Here is a 17,049-nt window from a genome sequence, read left to right as displayed (position 1 = left end):
GGTGAGGGGAATTTCGGCGCTGTAGAGGCGGACCACGGCACCGCGATTTCGGACCCGTTCGACCAGGCCGAGCCGCTCGAGCTCGACCAGCGCCTGGCGCACGATATGGCGCTTGGCTTCGAAACGGCTTGCGAGTTCCTCCTCGATCAGGCGTTCGCGCGGATGCAGCCTTCCGAAGACGATCTCCTCCTCGAGCGCGGCAGCGATCTCCATGGAGATGTCCTCACCGTTCAGGCGGCCGCTCCCGGTCGGCACGGACGCCGCCTCGCCTCGACGACTTTCGGAATCGGCAATACTGGACATGACTGCGGGCCTCATTTCGGGTCGTGGCCGACATTTCGACGCGGGATCGTTGCCCGGTGCTTCTACTCGCGACTTCCCGCCATGTCGCCCCCTGCGGATTCAGCGCCCTCGGCCCTGGGCTTGCGGAAGACCCGTGCGAGCGAACCGAAAAACGGGGTTGCCTGGAGCACGGAAAGGGCCGCGACGGCGAGAAGCGTAGCCGAGATCGGGTTTTCGAGGAAAATCCACCAGCTGCCCGCGCCAATCAACAGGGATTGCTGCAGCGTGGTGTCGAGAATCGGGCCGAGGATGAGCCCGATCACCAGCGGTGGCGTCGGAATCCGGAACTGGTCGAAGGCGAGACCGACAATGCCGAAGGCGATCATCAGACCGATGTCGAAAACCGAATTGTTGATCGCGAACGCCCCGATCACCGAAAGAACGACGATGACCGGCCCGACCACCCTGTTGGGAATCTTCGTGACCGCGACGCAGGCGCGCGTGAAGAGCAATCCCACCAGGAACAGCGCGATGTTGGCGAACATGACCGCCCACAACAGCGTGTAGGTGACATCGCCATATTCGGTCATGAGTGTCGGCCCGGGAAGAATGCCATGCACCATCAGGCCGCCAAGTAGCACGGCCGTCGCCGACGATCCGGGAATGCCCAGCGCGATCGTGGGGATCAGGGCCCCGCCCACGACGGCATTGTTGGCGGCCTCAGGAGCGACGATTCCGGCTGGGTAACCGGTTCCGAACTGCGCCTTGTGCCTGGAGAAGCGTTTGGCCTCGTTATAGGCGAACCAGGACGCCGTATCGCCTCCGGTTCCGGGGATCAGGCCGGTGAAGACTCCGATGACGCTGGAGCGCAGACTGTTCGGAAGCATCCGAAGAAACTGGCGACCTGTGGGCAGCATCCGGTCGCGAACGTTGGAGATGCGATCACCGGCGTTCGCCTGACCCATAACGATCAGCCGGACGGCCTGCGGGATCGAGAACAGCCCAATCAGAGCGACGGTGAAATTGACGCCGCCGAAAAGATCCAGAACCCCGAAGGTGAAACGCGGTGTGCCGGTCGTCAGGTCCATCCCGACCATGGAAATCAGAAGGCCGATCGCGCCGGACATCAGGCCGAGGATCGCCGAACCCTGCGAGAGCGAGCCGATGATCGTAATTCCGAGAACCGCGACCGCGAAAATCTCCACCGGCCCGAAGTTGAGGACGATGCGCCCGAGCAGCGGCGCGACGGTGAGAAGAACGACCGAGGAGATGACGCCGCCGATCAGCGAGGCCGTCAATGACAGGCCCAGGGCTCGTCCGGCTTCGCCTTTTTGCGCCATCGGATAACCGTCAAGCACGGTCGCGGCCGCCGCCGGCGTGCCGGGCGTACGAAGCAAAATTGCGGCGATCGAGCCGCCGTACATGGCCGCGAGATAGAGCGAAGCCAGCATCGCAAGGCCGGTCTCGGGTCGAAGCGAATAGGTGAGCGGAAGCAGAAGCGCGATCGCCATCGTCGCCGAAAGACCCGGCATCGCCCCGATGAACATGCCGATAAGCGTCCCGGCCAGGATCGCCAGAAGATTGATTGGCTCGATGACGTTGGCGAGCCCGACCCAGAGCAAAGGTTCGGTCATCACGGGGCTTTCAGATCGCCGGGGTGAGGGGAATGGACAAATTCAGGAAGTAGACGAAGACGCCCCAGATCGCGCCGGTGACAAGCACTGTCGTCAGCAATATCGCGATCCATCCGACTGGCCGCAGAGCCAGCAATGGAATCAGCAGGAAGGCCGGGGTTGCGATGAGGTAGCCGACATAGGCGATACTCCACGCATACACGATGATCAGACCCAGAAACCCGGCACCGATGGCAAGTTCCCGCCAGTTCGGTGCCGGCAACAGAACCAGCGTCCCCGCAAGCTTTTGCTTTCGCCAGTCCGCCGCAACCTGGATGATGGCGAGGACGGCCAGCGAAATGACCACCCAGCCCAGAAGGACGGGCAACCGCGCCGCCTGGCTTGGATAGCCGGAGGCCTCGTTCCAGAAGAACAGGACGAGCGCGATCGCGGAGAGGGCGACGAGAATGCGGCCCATGACGGGTTTCCGGCTGTTGGAGGAAGCGGGGCCGCGGCCCCGCGCCCGGGGGTTCTTATTTGGCCTGAACTTCGTCCTTGATGTCGTTCCAGATCACTTCGTATTCGCTTTCCTGCTTCTTCAGGTAGTCGCGATATGCGTCGCCGGGAATGAAATCGATGTTCATCGCCTGTGCCGCGGCCGCTTTCTGGAACTCCGGATTGTCGACGACCCTTTGCAGCCCGTCGATCAACTGCTGGCGAGCCGCCTCGGGGAATTCGCCGGGACCGCTGTAGCCGCGGGACGAACCTGCGACCAAATTGTAGCCCAGTTCCGTCGCGGTGGGTACGTCCGGCAACTCCGGCAAGCGCTCCTCGGTGAAGACCGCCAGCGCGCGCAGATTGCCTTCCTTGATCTGGGGATAGGAGACGCCGACATTGGTGAAGCTTGCATCGATCTTGCCACCCATCGCGGCCGTCCACGACGGACCGTCGCCCTGGAAGGGCACCTTCTGCAACTTGACGCCAGCCTCCTTCTCGAAAATCAGCGAGGTAAAGAAATCGTCGCCGCCGACTCCCGAGTTGCCAACCGTCACCGTCGACGGCTTCTCCTTCGCCGCGTTGACGAGATCCTCGAACGTCTTGAAGGGGCTATCCTTGGCGACCACGGCGATGCCCGGATCCGTGACGATGTTCGCGATCGGTGTGATCTCGTCGACGTTGTAGGTGATCGACGGATTCATGATGTAGTTGGTCGTCAGCATCGGAGTGTTGGTAATGCTGATGACCGAGCCGTCATTCGGCGCCTGTTTGGCCAGGCGGGTCCACGCGATGGCACCGGTCGCACCGGGAATGTATTCGTTGACGAAATTCACGCCGAGTTCCTTGGCGAGGAAGGGCTGCACCAGCTGGGCAAGCGCGTCGGAGCCTCCGCCCGCCTTGAACCCTTGCATGACGTTGATCTCATCGGACGCTTCGTAGGCCTGCTGGGCGTGGACGGAGCTGACGAATGCGGTGGTCGCGGCGAGGGCTGCGACAAGGGTCATTTTCATTTGGACGATCTCCCGGTTTGTGGCGCACTCCTCCAAGCGCGTGGCGGAACCATAACGACGGTCTCTCGAAGTTGTCAAATATATTGTTGACAATATAGCCGGTCTCTGGCTGCTTGCCCCGGCGAACCATGAAAACAGAAGGGCTCGGCATGTCTGAGGGCAACGGACGCGGACTGAAGAAAGGCTTGACGAGCTACGGGGACGCGGGATTCTCACTGTTCCTTCGCAAGGCTTTCATCAAGGGGATGGGTTACTCCGACGATGCCCTGGATCGCCCCATCGTCGGGATTATCGATACGTCGAGCGGCTACAACGCGTGCCACGCCAACGTTCCCGACCTGGTAAGGGCAGTCGAGCGCGGCGTCATGCTCGCGGGCGCGCTTCCGATTTCCTTTCCCACGATCTCGATCCACGAATCCTTCGCCTATCCGACCAGCATGTTCCTTCGCAATTTGATGTCGATGGATACCGAGGAGATGATCCGCGCGCAGCCCATGGACGCGGTGGTGATGGTCGGCGGGTGCGACAAGACCGTGCCGGCGCAACTCATGGGCGCGGCCAGCGCGGGGATTCCCGCCGTGCAACTGGTGACCGGCCCGATGTTGACCGGCAGTCATCGCGGCGCGCGAGTGGGGGCGTGTACCGACTGCCGCAGGTTCTGGGCACGGTATCGCGCCGGCGAAATCGAGGCGGATGAAATCGCCGAGGTCAATTCGCGGCTCGTCCCCGGGGCCGGCACCTGTGGCGTCATGGGTACGGCCTCGACGATGGCCCTGGTCGTCGAGGCGCTTGGCATGATGGTTCCCGGCGGCGCCACGGCGCCGGCTGTGTCCGCCGACCGCCGGCGGATCGCGGAAAGCACCGGTGCTGTCGCCGTCAAGCTGGCGGCGGATGGCCTGGTGCCGGAGAAGATCATGACAGCGAAGGCATTCGAGAATGCCTTGACGGTGCTTCTGGCCACGGGCGGCTCGACGAATGGAATCGTCCATCTCGCCGCTATGGCCGGGAGGACCGGTCTCCGCCTCGATCTCGACGCGTTCGACAGGATCGGTCGTGATGTTCCCGTCCTCGTCGACTTGAAGCCCTCCGGCCAACACTACATGGAGGACCTTCATGCCGCGGGAGGTCTGGCGACGATCCTGCGGGAACTGAAACCGCATCTTCATCTCGACTGCCTGACGGTGACAGGGCGCACGCTCGGCGAGGAGATCGATGCCGCGGGGGGAGGCTGGCCGCAGACGATCGTCGCGCCGTTATCCACGCCGCTTTATCCGGAAGGCGGGATGGCCGTTCTGAGGGGCAATCTGGCGCCCGGCGGCGCCATCGTGAAGCAATCCGCCGCGACCCCAGCCTTGATGTCGCACCGTGGCAGGGCAGTGGTCTTCTCATCGATCGCCGACATGGCCGAGCGGGTGGACAACCCGGATCTCGACGTGACTGCCGACGATATCCTTGTCCTGCAAAACGCTGGTCCGAAGGGCGCGCCCGGAATGCCGGAGGCGGGATATATGCCGATTCCACGCAAGCTCGCGAAGGCGGGCGTGAAGGACATGGTCCGGATATCCGACGCGCGAATGAGCGGGACGGCGTCCGGCACGATCGTGCTCCACGTGACACCGGAAGCCGCCGAAGGAGGCCCCTTGGCGCTGGTGCGCAGCGGCGACATGATCGAATTGGACGTGCCGACGCGGCGCCTCATGCTCCACGTCTCCGAGGTCGAAATCGAGAAGCGGCGAAAGGCATTCCAGATGCCCAGTCACCCCGGCTCGGGCAGGGGGTACAAGCGGCTGTTTCTGGAAACGGTGCAGCAGGCCGACAAGGGTTGCGATTTCGCCTTCCTGATTCCTCCCGCCAAAGGCGACGTTCCCGAGGGACGCAATTGAGCGGCCGCTACGATCACACGGGGCTCATCCGCTTCTGTCGCGACGCGCTCACTGCGGCAGGTCTCGACCCGAACCATGCCGGCGTTGTCGCCGAAACGCTCGTGGAGGGCGATCTCCTCGGCCATTCCACGCATGGCCTGGCGCTGCTGCCCCGCTATTTGGAGGAAATCGTCGCCGGCGGGATGACGAGAGCCGGCGAGCCGACGGTGATCAACGACAACGGGATATCGGTGGCATGGGACGGGCGTTACCTGCCGGGACCAGTGCTCGTCCGGCGGGCGCTCGAACTTTGCGCCGAACGCGCGCGCGAGCACGGTGTCGCCACCGCGGCGATCGGCCGGAGCCACCACGTGGCCTGTCTGGCCGCATATTTGATGGCCGCCACCGATCGGGGACTTGCCGCGATCGTTGCGTCCTCCTCGCCGAACAATGCGTCGGTTGCGCCCTTTGGCGCGGTCGAAGGAGCCTACTCTCCCAATCCCTTGGCGGCCGGCTGGCCGACCGGGGGCGACCCGGTGCTCATCGATGTGTCGACATCGATCACCACCAGCAGTCTCACCAGCGAGGTTGCGGCGGCGGGCGGCAGGCTTCCGGGGGCATGGGTGATCGGCGCTGATGGCGAACCGGTCGACGATCCCGCCGTTCTCACCGCCAGCCCACCTGGCGCTCTTCTCCCGCTCGGCGGCACCGATCATGGCCATAAGGGCTTTGCGCTCGGAATGCTGGTCGAGATGCTCACATCCGGCCTCGCCGGCCATGGTCGGGCCGAGCGGCCGAGCAGATGGGGCGCATCGGTCTTCATCATGGTCATCGATCCCGAGCATCACGGCGGCAAGGAAGCCTTTGAGCGACAGACGGGTAACTTGGCCGCCGCATGTCGGGCCGCGCGGCCATTGCCGGGAGGCCCGCCGGTGCGCTTGCCGGGGCAGCGGGCGCTGGAACTCCGACGGACGGCGTTGGTGGAGGGAGTCGCCCTGCCGCGCCCCTTGGTCGATCGCTTGCGCGAAAGGTCCACGGTCGTGTTTCCCGACCCACAATGAGGGGGACGCGGCTCGCAGGGCAAATGGGTCGTCGAGAACGTCAGAAGGGCGACGGCATCACGTCGAGCTCAAGTCGGCGAAACTTCCCTCCAGCGAAGGCGATGACCGCAAGTTCATCGTCGACGTCATCGCCACCACCTTCAAACCGACGGCCGCGCGGGACGCGGCCTGAAGCCAACAACCAGTGAGCGGCCCGTTCGAGATGCAAGACATTATCTGACCTGCGCGGTGGCGGACGCTGCTGAACCGCTTGAACCGGCCTGAAAACGTGTGCTTGTCACTGACGTGTAACCGCGACGCAGGCGGCAAGCGAAGTGGGCTGCGCGTCAAAGAACACGCCGTCCCTTTTAGGGCTCACCTCTATGCCGGGCGGATCCGTGGCGGCACGCCTCGTGTTATTCTGTTGCGAAACAATAAAAGAGCCCATCACCGCCGGTCCCTTGCAGGGCTTCTTGGCCGCAACCCCGCGACGGGTGGGACGAGTTCCACGATTTCGCCTCGGCTGTGTCGTTGAGTCCCGTTCGGTCATGATGGCCGACCATAGCGCTGCCCTCGCCACTTGAGGTCCAGTTCTCACAGGTCGCATCGTGAGCCGTGCCGTCCGGCAAGGATCCGGTGAGGATATCGTGACGGTTTGGCTCGTCACCTCTACCATTGACCAATTCGCCGTTCTCGTTGAGGGCGGTCTCCTTGTTCAAAGCGTTCTGATCGCTGTGCAACTCAGCGACACTCTCCGCGATGGTATCGCCCTTTGCATTGACCCAGGGCCCGGTCCCGATGCGGTCACGTGCATCGGTGTCGCTCGTGCTCAAATAAGCTGCCCAGGTCTTGCCGGAGACGCCGGCTGCTTCGGCGAGACTGGTGCAATGGGCATCGGCTCCTTCCAAACCACCGAGATTGGCGCCGTCCCCGAGACCCTGACTGGTGACGAAAAAGCTCATCGAATTCTCCTGAGCGGTGACCGGAAAAATTCCGACGCACGCAAGGAGAGAAGACACAAGCAGAACGGGAAAGCATTTCATCGTTTTCCTCCGTCGATCAAGCCATCGTCCCTCACCTTACGCTCGAGAGGGAAAGCGTGGGATCAAGTTGCGGTGTTCGCCCGCGTCACAGTCGGGATGTGCTGCCGGTCCAAGCCGTGGAAGGGTTCGTCGACGAGTGTTGGGAGGCGGTGGGTTCGGCCGATCTACTGGACACTGCCGATCGACCTCATGGGAAGAGCACGCATCACGACCGTGCCGCCCGCATACGAGAGCCGACTCGCAAGGCTTCCCGTGCACGCCGCCGCAACGCACAACTCCGCGAGGAAATCCGCTGCTTCGAGTGGAGGAAATCCGCCGCTTCGAGGCGAGCTTTGGGTCTATCGCGTTAGCAAGTTCCGGCGCTCATGGACGACGACATTTGGCTCGTCAGCTTCATGCGCCACGATCTGGGATACATCGACCTGGAGCAGAAACCTTGCGAACCATCGACGACCCGTTCGGCACGAGCTTGTCACCCATGTCTCAGGTACGATCTGTCACCCACGTCTCCGGGCTGTACCGAAGAAAATTGGAGCGGGCGATGGGATTCGAACCCACGACCCCAACCTTGGCAAGGTTGTGCTCTACCCCTGAGCTACGCCCGCCCGCTCCAGGCGGCCCCTCGGTGCCGCAGACGGGCGGTATATGGCGGAAAGCGCGATCGATTGCAACAGGGAATTGACGGGTCGCGCCGGATCGCGTGGAGCGTTCGCAGATGAGCCGGGCGCGAGGATCTTCGGCCCCCCGAACGACCTCCGGGAACGCGGCAATCGGCATTGGCGCCTCTTGCGACGGAATGCATGCAGGTGGCCAGACGCGCGCTGCTTGGATTGGCCTTGAACGGCGCACTGGCCCGGGCCGCCGGATGGCATTCGAGCCCGGCGCGCCGACGGTGTCGGCTTTTCGGTAAAGCGCGGAAAGACCGTGGCAATCGTTGGCAAGACCGGCTGCGGCATGCTCGCTGCAATAGGCTTTCGGCCGATGCTGCTGCCCGGATCTCAGTGACGCATCAGCGCATCGACGATCTCCTGCGGACCGATCTGTCCCACCACCCGTCCGTTGCGGGAGACGACCACCGCGCCATTGCCCCCGGAAATCGATTCCATCACCCGTCGCAAAGGTGTGTCGGGCTCGGCCATCGCCGCGACCCGCGCCGGAGCGGAGCCGCTGTCAGCGTCCACTGGCTTCATCACGTTCTCCGCGGTCAGAACGTTGAGCGGATTCATATGCGCGACGAAGTCGGCGACATAGGCGTCCGCCGGCCGTAGCACGATGTTCTGCGCGGTGCCGACCTGGACGATGCGGCCGCCCTCCATGATGGCGATGCGGTTGCCGATCTTGAAGGCCTCGTCGAGATCGTGGCTGACGAAGATGATGGTTTTCTTCAGCCGCTGCTGGATTTCCAGCAGCTCGTCCTGCAGCCGCGCCCGGATCAGCGGGTCGAGCGCCGAGAACGGCTCGTCCATCAACAGGATCGGCGCGTCGGTGGCGAAGGCGCGGGCGAGACCGACACGCTGCTGCATGCCGCCGGACAATTCGCCGACACGGCTGTCTGCCCAATCACCGAGCCCCACCAGCTCGAGCTGGGCCATGACCCGCTCGCGGCGCTTGGCCCGGGGCTCGCCAGCCAGTTCGAGACCGAGACCGACGTTCTCCGCGACGCTGCGCCAGGGCAGCAGCGCGAATTGCTGGAACACCATCGCCACTTCGTGACGGCGCAGTTCGCGCAGGCGTTTGGTCCCGCAATCCTTCGGATCGACCGTCCCATTGCCGGTATCGATCACCACGCGGCCGCGGGTGATCGGCGCGAGGCCGTTGACGGCGCGCAGCAGGGTCGATTTGCCCGACCCGGACAGACCCATCAGGACGGCGATCTCGCCTGAATTGATGTCGAGCGAGGCGTCGGCGACGCCCAGCGTCACGCCCGTCGCCTCGCGGATTTCGCTGCGGCTCTTGCCCGCGTCGACAAGCGGCAGCGCCTGTTCCGGCTTCCGCCCGAAGACGATCGAGACGTTCTGGAAGGAGACGATCGGACTCATCGGCGTCCCTTTTCGTCGATCCGGAAGAACCGGTCGAGGATGATGGCAAGGAGCACGATCGCCAGACCGGCCTCGAATCCCTGGCCGATATTGATCGTATTGAGCGCGCGCAGAACCGGCACGCCGAGACCGGGCGCGCCGACGAGGGCGGCGATGACCACCATCGACAGCGACAGCATGATGGTCTGGGTCAACCCGGCCATGATCTGCGGCAAGGCGTAGGGAATCTCGATCTTGATCAGCCTCTGCATCGGCGTGGCGCCGAAGGCGTCGCCGGCTTCCAGCAATTGCCGCGGCGTCGAGGCGATGCCAAGTCGGGTCAACCGGATCGGCGAAGGCAGGGCGAAGATGACGGTGGCGACGAGACCCGGTACCAGGCCGAGGCCGAAAAGGATCAGCGCGGGGATCAGATAGACGAAGGTCGGGATCGTCTGCATCAGGTCGAGGATCGGCCGAAGCCCCGCATAGAGCCAGTCGCGGCGGGCGGCCGCGACCCCCAGCGGCACCCCGATGATCATGCAGACCGCGGTCGAGGCAAGGACGAGACCGAGCGTTTCGGTGGTTTCTTCCCAGAAGCCCAGATTGATGATCAGCAGCAGCCCGAGAACCGTGAAGACGACGATCGGAATCGAGCGGCGGGCGGCATAGGCGATCGCCGCGAAGATCGCGACGACGACGAGCGGGTGCGGATATTGCAGCAGGAACAGGATGGCGTCGATGAAGGCACCCAGCCCGTCGCGGATGGCGTCGAAGAGAAACGTGAAATTGGCGGTCAGCCAATCGACGAAGGCTTCGGCATAGTCGCCGATCGGAAGCGGATTGTCTTCGAGCCACTGCACGGGCGGGATCGTCCTTCCGGGGTCAGGTCATGAAGGGAACTGTCAAAGAAGAGGGCCGGTCGATGCCGGCCCTCAAAAACTTGGCGCGAGGCCTTATCAGGACAGGCCGAGATAGGATTTGACCGCCGGCAATCCATCCTCGTCGTCCTTGGTCTTGACGCCCTCGAGCCATGTCGACAACGCATCCGGGTTGGCCTTGAGCCATTCCTTCGCCGCGGCCTCCGGCTTTTCGCCGTCGTCGAGGATCGCACCCATGATGGCGTTCTCCATGTCGAGCGAGAAGGTAAGGTTCTTCAGGAGTTTGCCGACGTTCGGGCACTCTTCGGTGTAGCCCTTTCGTACGGTGGTATGCACCGTGGCGCCGCCGAAATTCGGGCCGAAATACTCGTCGCCGCCGTCGAGATAGGCGAGCTCGAAGTTCTTGTTCATCGGATGCGGCGCCCATCCCAGGAACACGATCGGCTTGTCGGAGCGGGTTTCGCGGGCGACCTGGCTGAGCATGCCTTGCTCGGAAGATTCGACTAGTTCGAAGTCCTTCAGCCCGAACGCGTCCTTCTCGATCATGTCGAGGATCAGGCGGTTGCCGTCATTGCCCGGTTCGATGCCGTAGATCTTGCCGTCGAGCTGGTCGGAAAACTTGGCGATATCGTCGAAGGTCTTGAGACCCTCGTCGAAGGCGGTCTGCGGCACCGCCAGCGTGTATTTCGCGCCGGTCAGATTGGTGTTGATGTCCTCCACCGATCCGTCGGCCAGATATTTCTCGATATCGCCCTGCATCGACGGCATCCAGTTGCCGAGAAAGACGTCGATATCGCCATTCTTCATCGACGCGAAGGTCACCGGCACCGACAGCACCTTGGTATCGGTCTCGTAGCCGAGCCCTTGCAGGATCTCAGTCGTCGCGGCCGTCGTCGCCGTAATGTCCGTCCAGCCGACATCGGAAAAGCGCACCGTCGAGCAGCTTGCGGCCTCCTGGGCGAAAACCGGAGAGGCGATCAGCACGGTGCCGAGGGCTGCGCCCGCAAGCAGTCTGGAAAGGGTCATGTACTATCTCCTGTTGTCGCCCGTTCGAACGTCTGGACTTTGACCGGGCGGAAGCGTGTTTGGGTCGATCGCGCGACTATTGCGCATTGGAGGCGATCAACGCAACAAGCCGGCTTCCCCGCCCGGGCGCAGTGCTGCGAATGGCCGACGCATGAGGCTTCAGAACGCGATCGACGTGGTGTTCTTCACTTCCTCCATGACCGCATAGGTGTGTGTTTCGCGAACGCCGGGAAGGGCCAGCAGCGCATCGGACAGAAACGCTCGATAGGCGGTCATGTCCTTCACCCGCGCCTTGATGAGATAGTCGAAGCCGCCGGCCACCATGTGGCACTCCATGATGTCCGGCGTGGCTTCCGCGACGCGCTTGAATTCACTGAAGATCGCGTCGCTTGTCCGGTCCATCTTGACCTCGACGAAGACGATCATCCCGCGGCCGAGCTTATCCGGCGACAGTTTCGCCGCATATCCGAGGATATAACCGTCGCGGGTGAGGCGCTTCACCCGTTCGGCCGTCGCGGTCGGCGACAGGTGGACCCGCTCGGCGAGTTCCAGATTGGTGAGACGGCCATCACGCTGGAGCTCGCGGAGAATTTTCCGGTCTTTTTGGTCGAGATCGGTCATCTGAGCCAGGATACGGCAATTGTTTGAAGCATTCCACTGCAATCAGGCCACTCTTTGGCGAGAAACACGGACGCTGAATCTGTTAAATAGCGTCGTCGTCGATCGATCGCGGAGTGAACCATGTCGGCCATGCCAGAACCCTTTTCGGCTCCGTTCGCGCCGGACGATACGGCGGCGGTCGCCGCGCTGTTCGAGACCTCCGCGCGGTGGGCCCACGACGAGGAGGCGGTCGATCGGCGGGCGCGCCACCTGATCGAGGAGATTCGCGGCGCGGCCGGCGGCATCGGCGGGGTCGAGGACTTCCTGCGCGAGTTCGGCTTGTCGAGCCGCGAGGGGCTGGCGCTGATGATCCTGGCTGAGGCGCTGCTCAGGGTGCCCGACGCCAAGACGCAGGACCGGCTGATCGAAGACAAGATCGGCGCCGGCGACTGGGCCCATCACGATGGCGACGAGGACCGGATGCTGACCGCCGCCTCGGCCTGGGCGCTCGGCGTCTCGGCGCGGATCATCCGGCCGGGCGAAACGCCGCAAGGCGTCATCTCCTCTCTCGTCAAGCGCGTCGGCGGGCCGGCGGTCCGCACCGCGACGCGCCAGGCGATGCGCTTCCTAGGTCGCCATTTCGTTCTCGGCGAGACGATCGCGGACGCGCTCGATCGTGCCCGCGCCTTCGAGAAGAAAGGCTATCGCCATTCCTACGACATGCTGGGGGAGGGCGCGCGCACCAGGGCCGACGCGGAGCGCTACTTCCGCTCCTATGCCGACGCGATCGAGGCGATCGGCCGCAAAGCCGGCAACAAGCCATTGCCCGACCGCCCGGGGATTTCGGTGAAGCTCTCGGCGCTGCATCCGCGCTATCAGCCGACCCACCGCGACACCGTGCTGAAGGATCTGGTGCCCCGCGTCAACGAGCTGGCGCGTCGGGCGCAAAGCTACGATCTGAACCTGACGATCGACGCCGAGGAAGCCTCACGGCTGGAACTGTCGCTCGACGTCGTCGACGCCGTCGTCAAGGATTTCGACTTTGACGGCTGGAACGGCTTCGGCCTCGCCATCCAGGCCTATCAGAAGCGGACCCTGGCCGTGATCGAGCATGTCGACGCGCTCGCCAGGGCGGCGGGCGTCAAGATGATGGTCCGCCTCGTCAAGGGAGCGTACTGGGATACCGAGATCAAGCAGGCACAGGAAAAGGGCCTTTCCGGCTATCCGGTCTATTCGCGCAAGCCGGCGACGGATCTGTCCTATCTGGTCGCGGCGAAGGCGCTTCTGGATCGGCGCGAGCGGCTCTACCCGCAATTTGCGACCCACAATGCTCTGACCGTCGCGACCATCGTTGAAATGGCCGGCGCCGATGTCTCGGGGTTCGAGTTCCAGCGCCTGCATGGCATGGGCGAAGCGCTTTATGAGACCATGCGCCGCGACTCTGCGTCGGCAATTCCCTGCCGCATCTACGCGCCGGTCGGCGGTTATCGCGACCTGCTCGCTTATCTGGTGCGCCGTCTTCTGGAGAACGGCGCCAATTCGTCCTTCGTCGCGCAGGTCGGCGATGAGGACGTGCCGATCGACTCTTTGATCGAACGTCCGCGCGACGTCTTGAAGAACGGTCCCGCCCGCCATCCAAAAATTGGCTTGCCATCGGAGATTTTCGCGCCGCGCAAGAACTCCGCCGGTATCGAGTTCGGCGACCGGCGCGCGCTGGACCATTTCCTCGCCGCGCGCGACCGGACCGGGCGCGAACCGATCGCGGCCACCTGCGGCTTCAAGGGCGCCGACGCCAAAGGGCCGGTCGACATCCGCTCTCCCGTCGATGGAGTGCTCGTCGGGCGCAGCCATCATCTGAGCGCCAGCGGCGCGAAGGCCCTCGTCACCGAGGCGGCGCGCCATGTGCGGGCGGCCGAGGCGGTGCCGGCCGCGAGCCGCGCCACCTGGCTGCGCAAGACCGCTGATCTGATGGAGAGGCGGCAGGGCGCGTTCATGGGGCTTCTGGCCCGTGAGGCCGGCAAGACGGTCGACGACGGCATCGCGGAAATTCGCGAGGCGGTGGATTTCCTGCGCTTCTACGCCGCCGAGGCCGAACGGCTGTTCGCCGAGCCCACCCTGCTGCCCGGTCCGACCGGCGAGGAAAATCGCCTTCGCTATCGCTCGCGCGGCGTCGCCATCTGCATCTCGCCGTGGAATTTCCCGCTGGCGATCTTCACCGGCCAGGTCGCGGCGGCGCTGGCGGCCGGCAACGTCGTCATCGCCAAGCCGGCCGAGCAGACGCCGCTTGTCGCCTCGCTGGCGGTCGATCTCCTGCACGAGGCCGGGTTTCCGGCGCACGGTCTTTTCCTTGCGCCGGGCGACGGGGAGGCGGGCGCCGCGCTGGTCTCCCACGATGCCACGGCAGTCGTCGCCTTCACCGGCTCGACCGAGACCGCCTTTGCGATCAATCGCGCGCTGGCCGCCCGCAACGCGCCGATCGCGCCGCTGATTGCCGAAACCGGCGGCATCAACGGCCTGGTGGTCGACGCGACGGCGCTGCCGGAACAGGTCGCCGACGACGTCGTGATGTCGGCGTTCCGGTCCGCCGGCCAGCGCTGTTCGGCCTTGCGCGTCCTCTACGTCCAGGAGGATGTCGCCGATCGCATGATCGAGATGATCGCGGGCGCCGCGGCGGAACTGGTGGTCGGCGACCCGCATGACCTGTCGACCGACGTTGGCCCGGTGATCGATGCCGAACAGCATGCCATGCTGACATCCCACATCGAGCGCATGGAGCAGTCGCAGACGGTCCGATTCAGGGGCCGCCTCGGCGACGATCTGCCCTCAAAGGGGCACTGGTTCGCACCGCACATCGTCGAGCTCGACAAGCCCGAGGCGCTCGAACTCGACGAGGTTTGCGATTCGATCGAGCGGACCGGCTTCGGCCTGACGCTCGGCGTCCACAGCCGCATCGACGAGACCGTCAAGACGGTCGCCGAGCGGCTGACCGTCGGCAACATCTACGTCAATCGCAACATCATCGGGGCGATCGTCGGCTCCCAGCCCTTCGGCGGCTCGGGCCTGTCCGGCACCGGGCCGAAGGCGGGCGGGCCGAATTACGTGGCGCGGTTCGCCCGCGAACAGGTGACGTCGGTGAATACTGCGGCGGCCGGCGGCAATGCCAGCCTGATTGCCATGGAATCGTAGCAAACGGGTGACAGTCTATTGCCGCGACTTGATGTACAGTCATGTTGTTGCGGCAATGGACGATCGGAAAGCCCGCCGACCTCCTCCCAAGCGAACGGGCTTTCGCAGTCACCGCGCATGGGTCGTTTGGCGGCATTCCTCCTCCCGATGCCGCGAGCCGGCCATTCACAACGAAGAGCCCGGGGCGCGTGTCCTCCGGGCTCTTTCGTTGTCGCTTCTCCGCTCTAGGAGTTTGCGTCCGCCAGCATCATCCGCGCCGCCTTTTCCGCGATCATGATCGTCGGCGAGGTGGTGTTGCCCGAGGTGATCGACGGCATCACCGACGCGTCGGCGACGCGCAGCCCCCTGACGCCGCGCACGCGCAGCCGCTCGTCGAGCACCGCCATCGGATCGCCTTCGATTCCCATCTTGGCCGTTCCGACCGGGTGGAAGATCGTCGTGCCGAGATCGCCGGCGGCGACCAGCATGTCCGCGTCGGACGTCACATGCGCACCGGGCTTGTATTCCTCCGGCCGATACGGTGCGAGGGGCGACTGTTCCACGATCCGCCGGGCCCATTTCAGGCTGTCTATGGCGACTTGGCGATCCTCGTCGGTGGAAAGATAGTTCGGCGCGATGTCCGGCGCATCCTCCGGCCGCGCGCCGGTCAGGTGGATGCTGCCGCGGCTGGTCGGCCTGAGATTGCAGACGCTCGCCGTGAAGGCGGAGAAGGAATGCAGCCCCGCGCCCCAATCGTCGAGCGACAGCGGCTGGAAATGGAATTCCAGATTGGCCGTCGCCTGATCCGGCGAAGACTTGACGAAGGCGCCGACCTGGCTCGGCGCCATGGTCAACGGTCCCCGCCGTCTGAGCGCGTAATCGACGCCCATCATCGCCCGGCGGAACAGGTTCTTGTATTCGCTGTTCAGCGTCTTGATTCCGTCGACCTTGTAGATCGGGCGGATTTGCAAGTGGTCCTGCAAATTCTCGCCGACCCCCGGCAGGTGATGGAGGGGCGTAATGCCGTGGTCTTTCAGCCGGTCGGCGTCGCCGATGCCGGAGCGCTCCAGGATCACCGGCGAGCCGACGGCGCCGGCCGACAGCACGATCTCGCGCGCCGCCAACGCCTCGAAGCCCTTGCCGTCCTTGCGGTAGTCGAGCGACACCGCCCGCCCATCACGAAAGCGCACCCGGTCGACCATGACGCCAGTGACCACCTTCAGATTCGGCCGACCGAGCGCGGGTTTCAGAAAACCGCGCGCCGCGCTCCAGCGCCGGCCGCCCTTCTGGTTGACCTGGAAATAGGCAGAGCCTTCGTTGTCACCGGTGTTGAAATCGTCGATCTTGGCGACGCCCGCCGCCTCGGCCGCGTCGCGAACCCGGTCGAGAACGTCCCAACGGATGCGCGGGTGTTCCACCCGCCATTCGCCGCCGGTTCCGTGGAATTCGTTGGGTCCGTCGACGTGATCCTCGACCGCCTTGAACGCCTCCAGCACATCGTCCCATCCCCAGCCGGAAAGGCCGAGCTGGCGCCAGTGGTCGTAATCCGCCGCCTGGCCGCGCATGTAGATCATCGCGTTGATCGCCGACGAGCCGCCGAGCGTCTTGCCGCGCGGATAGTTCAGCGCCCGGCCATTGAGCCCCGCCTGGCTGGTGGTCTTGAACATCCAGTCGGCGCGCGGATTGCCGATGGCGAAGAGATAGCCGACCGGAATGTGGAACCAGATCCAGTTGTCCTTGCCGCCGCCTTCGAGCAGCAGCACCCTGTTCTTGGGGTCGGCGGACAGCCGGTTCGCGAGGACGCAACCTGCCGAGCCCGCGCCGGCGACGATGTAGTCGAACTCTTCCATGCCTTCGATCTAGCCGAATGCGCGCCGCTGGCAAATGGCTTTGAGCGCCATGGGATCGCGCCCGCCGTCGCGGCTCGGACCCGGTACCGGTGGCGCGGTATCCAGCATGACGGGTGACTTGCTCTCGTCGCCCGGCTCGGTTATCGGTTGCCCATGATGATGAC

General features: G+C 64.5%; 13 protein-coding genes and 1 tRNA gene. 3 read left to right on the top strand and 11 right to left on the bottom strand.

Annotated features, from left to right (window positions below; genetic code table 11):
• From MJ956_RS10115 to MJ956_RS10100, 4 genes are all read right to left on the bottom strand, one after another.
• The coding region (locus MJ956_RS10115; protein ID WP_423724830.1) for a GntR family transcriptional regulator at positions 1–303 on the bottom strand (303 nt) is incomplete at its 3' end.
• A gap of 62 nt (positions 304–365) precedes the next feature.
• Positions 366–1,916: a tripartite tricarboxylate transporter permease gene (locus MJ956_RS10110; RefSeq protein WP_253964346.1), complete on the bottom strand. Its 1,551-nt coding sequence runs from the start codon at positions 1,914–1,916 to the stop codon at positions 366–368.
• A gap of 10 nt (positions 1,917–1,926) precedes the next feature.
• Positions 1,927–2,373, bottom strand: coding sequence for a tripartite tricarboxylate transporter TctB family protein (locus tag MJ956_RS10105; RefSeq protein ID WP_253964345.1), 447 nt, complete (start codon positions 2,371–2,373; stop codon positions 1,927–1,929).
• A gap of 55 nt (positions 2,374–2,428) precedes the next feature.
• Positions 2,429–3,403 (bottom strand): tripartite tricarboxylate transporter substrate binding protein, encoded by a 975-nt coding sequence (locus tag MJ956_RS10100; protein WP_253964344.1) that lies wholly within the window; start codon positions 3,401–3,403, stop codon positions 2,429–2,431.
• A gap of 149 nt (positions 3,404–3,552) precedes the next feature.
• Between MJ956_RS10100 and MJ956_RS10095 the strand changes: the two genes are divergently transcribed.
• Positions 3,553–5,286, top strand: a complete 1,734-nt coding sequence (locus MJ956_RS10095) for an IlvD/Edd family dehydratase (protein ID WP_253964343.1) — start codon at positions 3,553–3,555, stop codon at positions 5,284–5,286.
• Positions 5,283–6,326, top strand: a complete 1,044-nt coding sequence (locus tag MJ956_RS10090) for an Ldh family oxidoreductase (protein ID WP_253964342.1) — start codon at positions 5,283–5,285, stop codon at positions 6,324–6,326. Before MJ956_RS10095 ends, MJ956_RS10090 begins: the two co-directional genes overlap by 4 nt.
• Positions 6,327–6,721: 395 nt before the next feature.
• On the opposite strand, the gene MJ956_RS10085 is transcribed toward MJ956_RS10090, so the two are convergent.
• From MJ956_RS10085 to MJ956_RS10060, 6 genes are all read right to left on the bottom strand, one after another.
• A complete protein-coding gene (locus MJ956_RS10085) occupies positions 6,722–7,348 on the bottom strand; it encodes a hypothetical protein (protein ID WP_253964341.1) in 627 nt (208 codons plus the stop codon).
• A 530-nt stretch (positions 7,349–7,878) separates the two neighbouring features.
• Positions 7,879–7,953 (bottom strand) — tRNA-Gly (locus tag MJ956_RS10080).
• A gap of 393 nt (positions 7,954–8,346) precedes the next feature.
• On the bottom strand, positions 8,347–9,387 hold the full coding sequence (gene choV / locus MJ956_RS10075) for a choline ABC transporter ATP-binding protein (RefSeq protein WP_253964340.1): 1,041 nt from the start codon (positions 9,385–9,387) through the stop codon (positions 8,347–8,349).
• Entirely contained in the window at positions 9,384–10,226 is an 843-nt protein-coding gene (gene choW, locus MJ956_RS10070; protein ID WP_253964339.1) for a choline ABC transporter permease subunit, read from the bottom strand. The genes choV and choW overlap by 4 nt, the downstream gene beginning before the upstream one ends.
• Positions 10,227–10,322: 96 nt before the next feature.
• Entirely contained in the window at positions 10,323–11,270 is a 948-nt protein-coding gene (locus MJ956_RS10065) for a choline ABC transporter substrate-binding protein (protein WP_253964338.1), read from the bottom strand.
• A gap of 159 nt (positions 11,271–11,429) precedes the next feature.
• Positions 11,430–11,891 (bottom strand): Lrp/AsnC ligand binding domain-containing protein, encoded by a 462-nt coding sequence (locus tag MJ956_RS10060; RefSeq protein WP_253964337.1) that lies wholly within the window; start codon positions 11,889–11,891, stop codon positions 11,430–11,432.
• Between the two features lie 129 nt (positions 11,892–12,020).
• Between MJ956_RS10060 and putA the strand changes: the two genes are divergently transcribed.
• On the top strand, positions 12,021–15,056 hold the full coding sequence (putA, locus tag MJ956_RS10055) for a bifunctional proline dehydrogenase/L-glutamate gamma-semialdehyde dehydrogenase PutA (protein ID WP_423724831.1): 3,036 nt from the start codon (positions 12,021–12,023) through the stop codon (positions 15,054–15,056).
• 224 nt (positions 15,057–15,280) lie between these two features.
• On the opposite strand, the gene MJ956_RS10050 is transcribed toward putA, so the two are convergent.
• Entirely contained in the window at positions 15,281–16,885 is a 1,605-nt protein-coding gene (locus MJ956_RS10050) for a GMC family oxidoreductase (RefSeq protein ID WP_253964335.1), read from the bottom strand.
• Between the last annotated feature and the right edge of the window lie 164 nt (positions 16,886–17,049).

The sequence above is a fragment of the Aurantimonas marianensis genome, from assembly GCF_024195285.1.
Lineage (GTDB): Bacteria > Pseudomonadota > Alphaproteobacteria > Rhizobiales > Rhizobiaceae > Aurantimonas > Aurantimonas marianensis.
This window is presented reverse-complemented; position numbering and strand designations above follow the sequence as displayed.

What these genes read in the sequence shown, in the direction of transcription:
- MJ956_RS10095 (WP_253964343.1), top strand. Translation starts at nt 3,553, where the DNA reads ATGTCTGAGGGCAACGGACGCGGACTGAAGAAAGGCTTGACGAGCTAC.
- MJ956_RS10050 (WP_253964335.1), bottom strand. Translation starts at nt 16,885, where the DNA reads ATGGAAGAGTTCGACTACATCGTCGCCGGCGCGGGCTCGGCAGGTTGC.
- MJ956_RS10065 (WP_253964338.1), bottom strand. Translation starts at nt 11,270, where the DNA reads ATGACCCTTTCCAGACTGCTTGCGGGCGCAGCCCTCGGCACCGTGCTG.
- choV (WP_253964340.1), bottom strand. Translation starts at nt 9,387, where the DNA reads ATGAGTCCGATCGTCTCCTTCCAGAACGTCTCGATCGTCTTCGGGCGG.
- putA (WP_423724831.1), top strand. Translation starts at nt 12,021, where the DNA reads ATGCCAGAACCCTTTTCGGCTCCGTTCGCGCCGGACGATACGGCGGCG.
- MJ956_RS10085 (WP_253964341.1), bottom strand. Translation starts at nt 7,348, where the DNA reads ATGAAATGCTTTCCCGTTCTGCTTGTGTCTTCTCTCCTTGCGTGCGTC.
- MJ956_RS10060 (WP_253964337.1), bottom strand. Translation starts at nt 11,891, where the DNA reads ATGACCGATCTCGACCAAAAAGACCGGAAAATTCTCCGCGAGCTCCAG.
- MJ956_RS10110 (WP_253964346.1), bottom strand. Translation starts at nt 1,916, where the DNA reads ATGACCGAACCTTTGCTCTGGGTCGGGCTCGCCAACGTCATCGAGCCA.
- MJ956_RS10105 (WP_253964345.1), bottom strand. Translation starts at nt 2,373, where the DNA reads ATGGGCCGCATTCTCGTCGCCCTCTCCGCGATCGCGCTCGTCCTGTTC.
- MJ956_RS10100 (WP_253964344.1), bottom strand. Translation starts at nt 3,403, where the DNA reads ATGAAAATGACCCTTGTCGCAGCCCTCGCCGCGACCACCGCATTCGTC.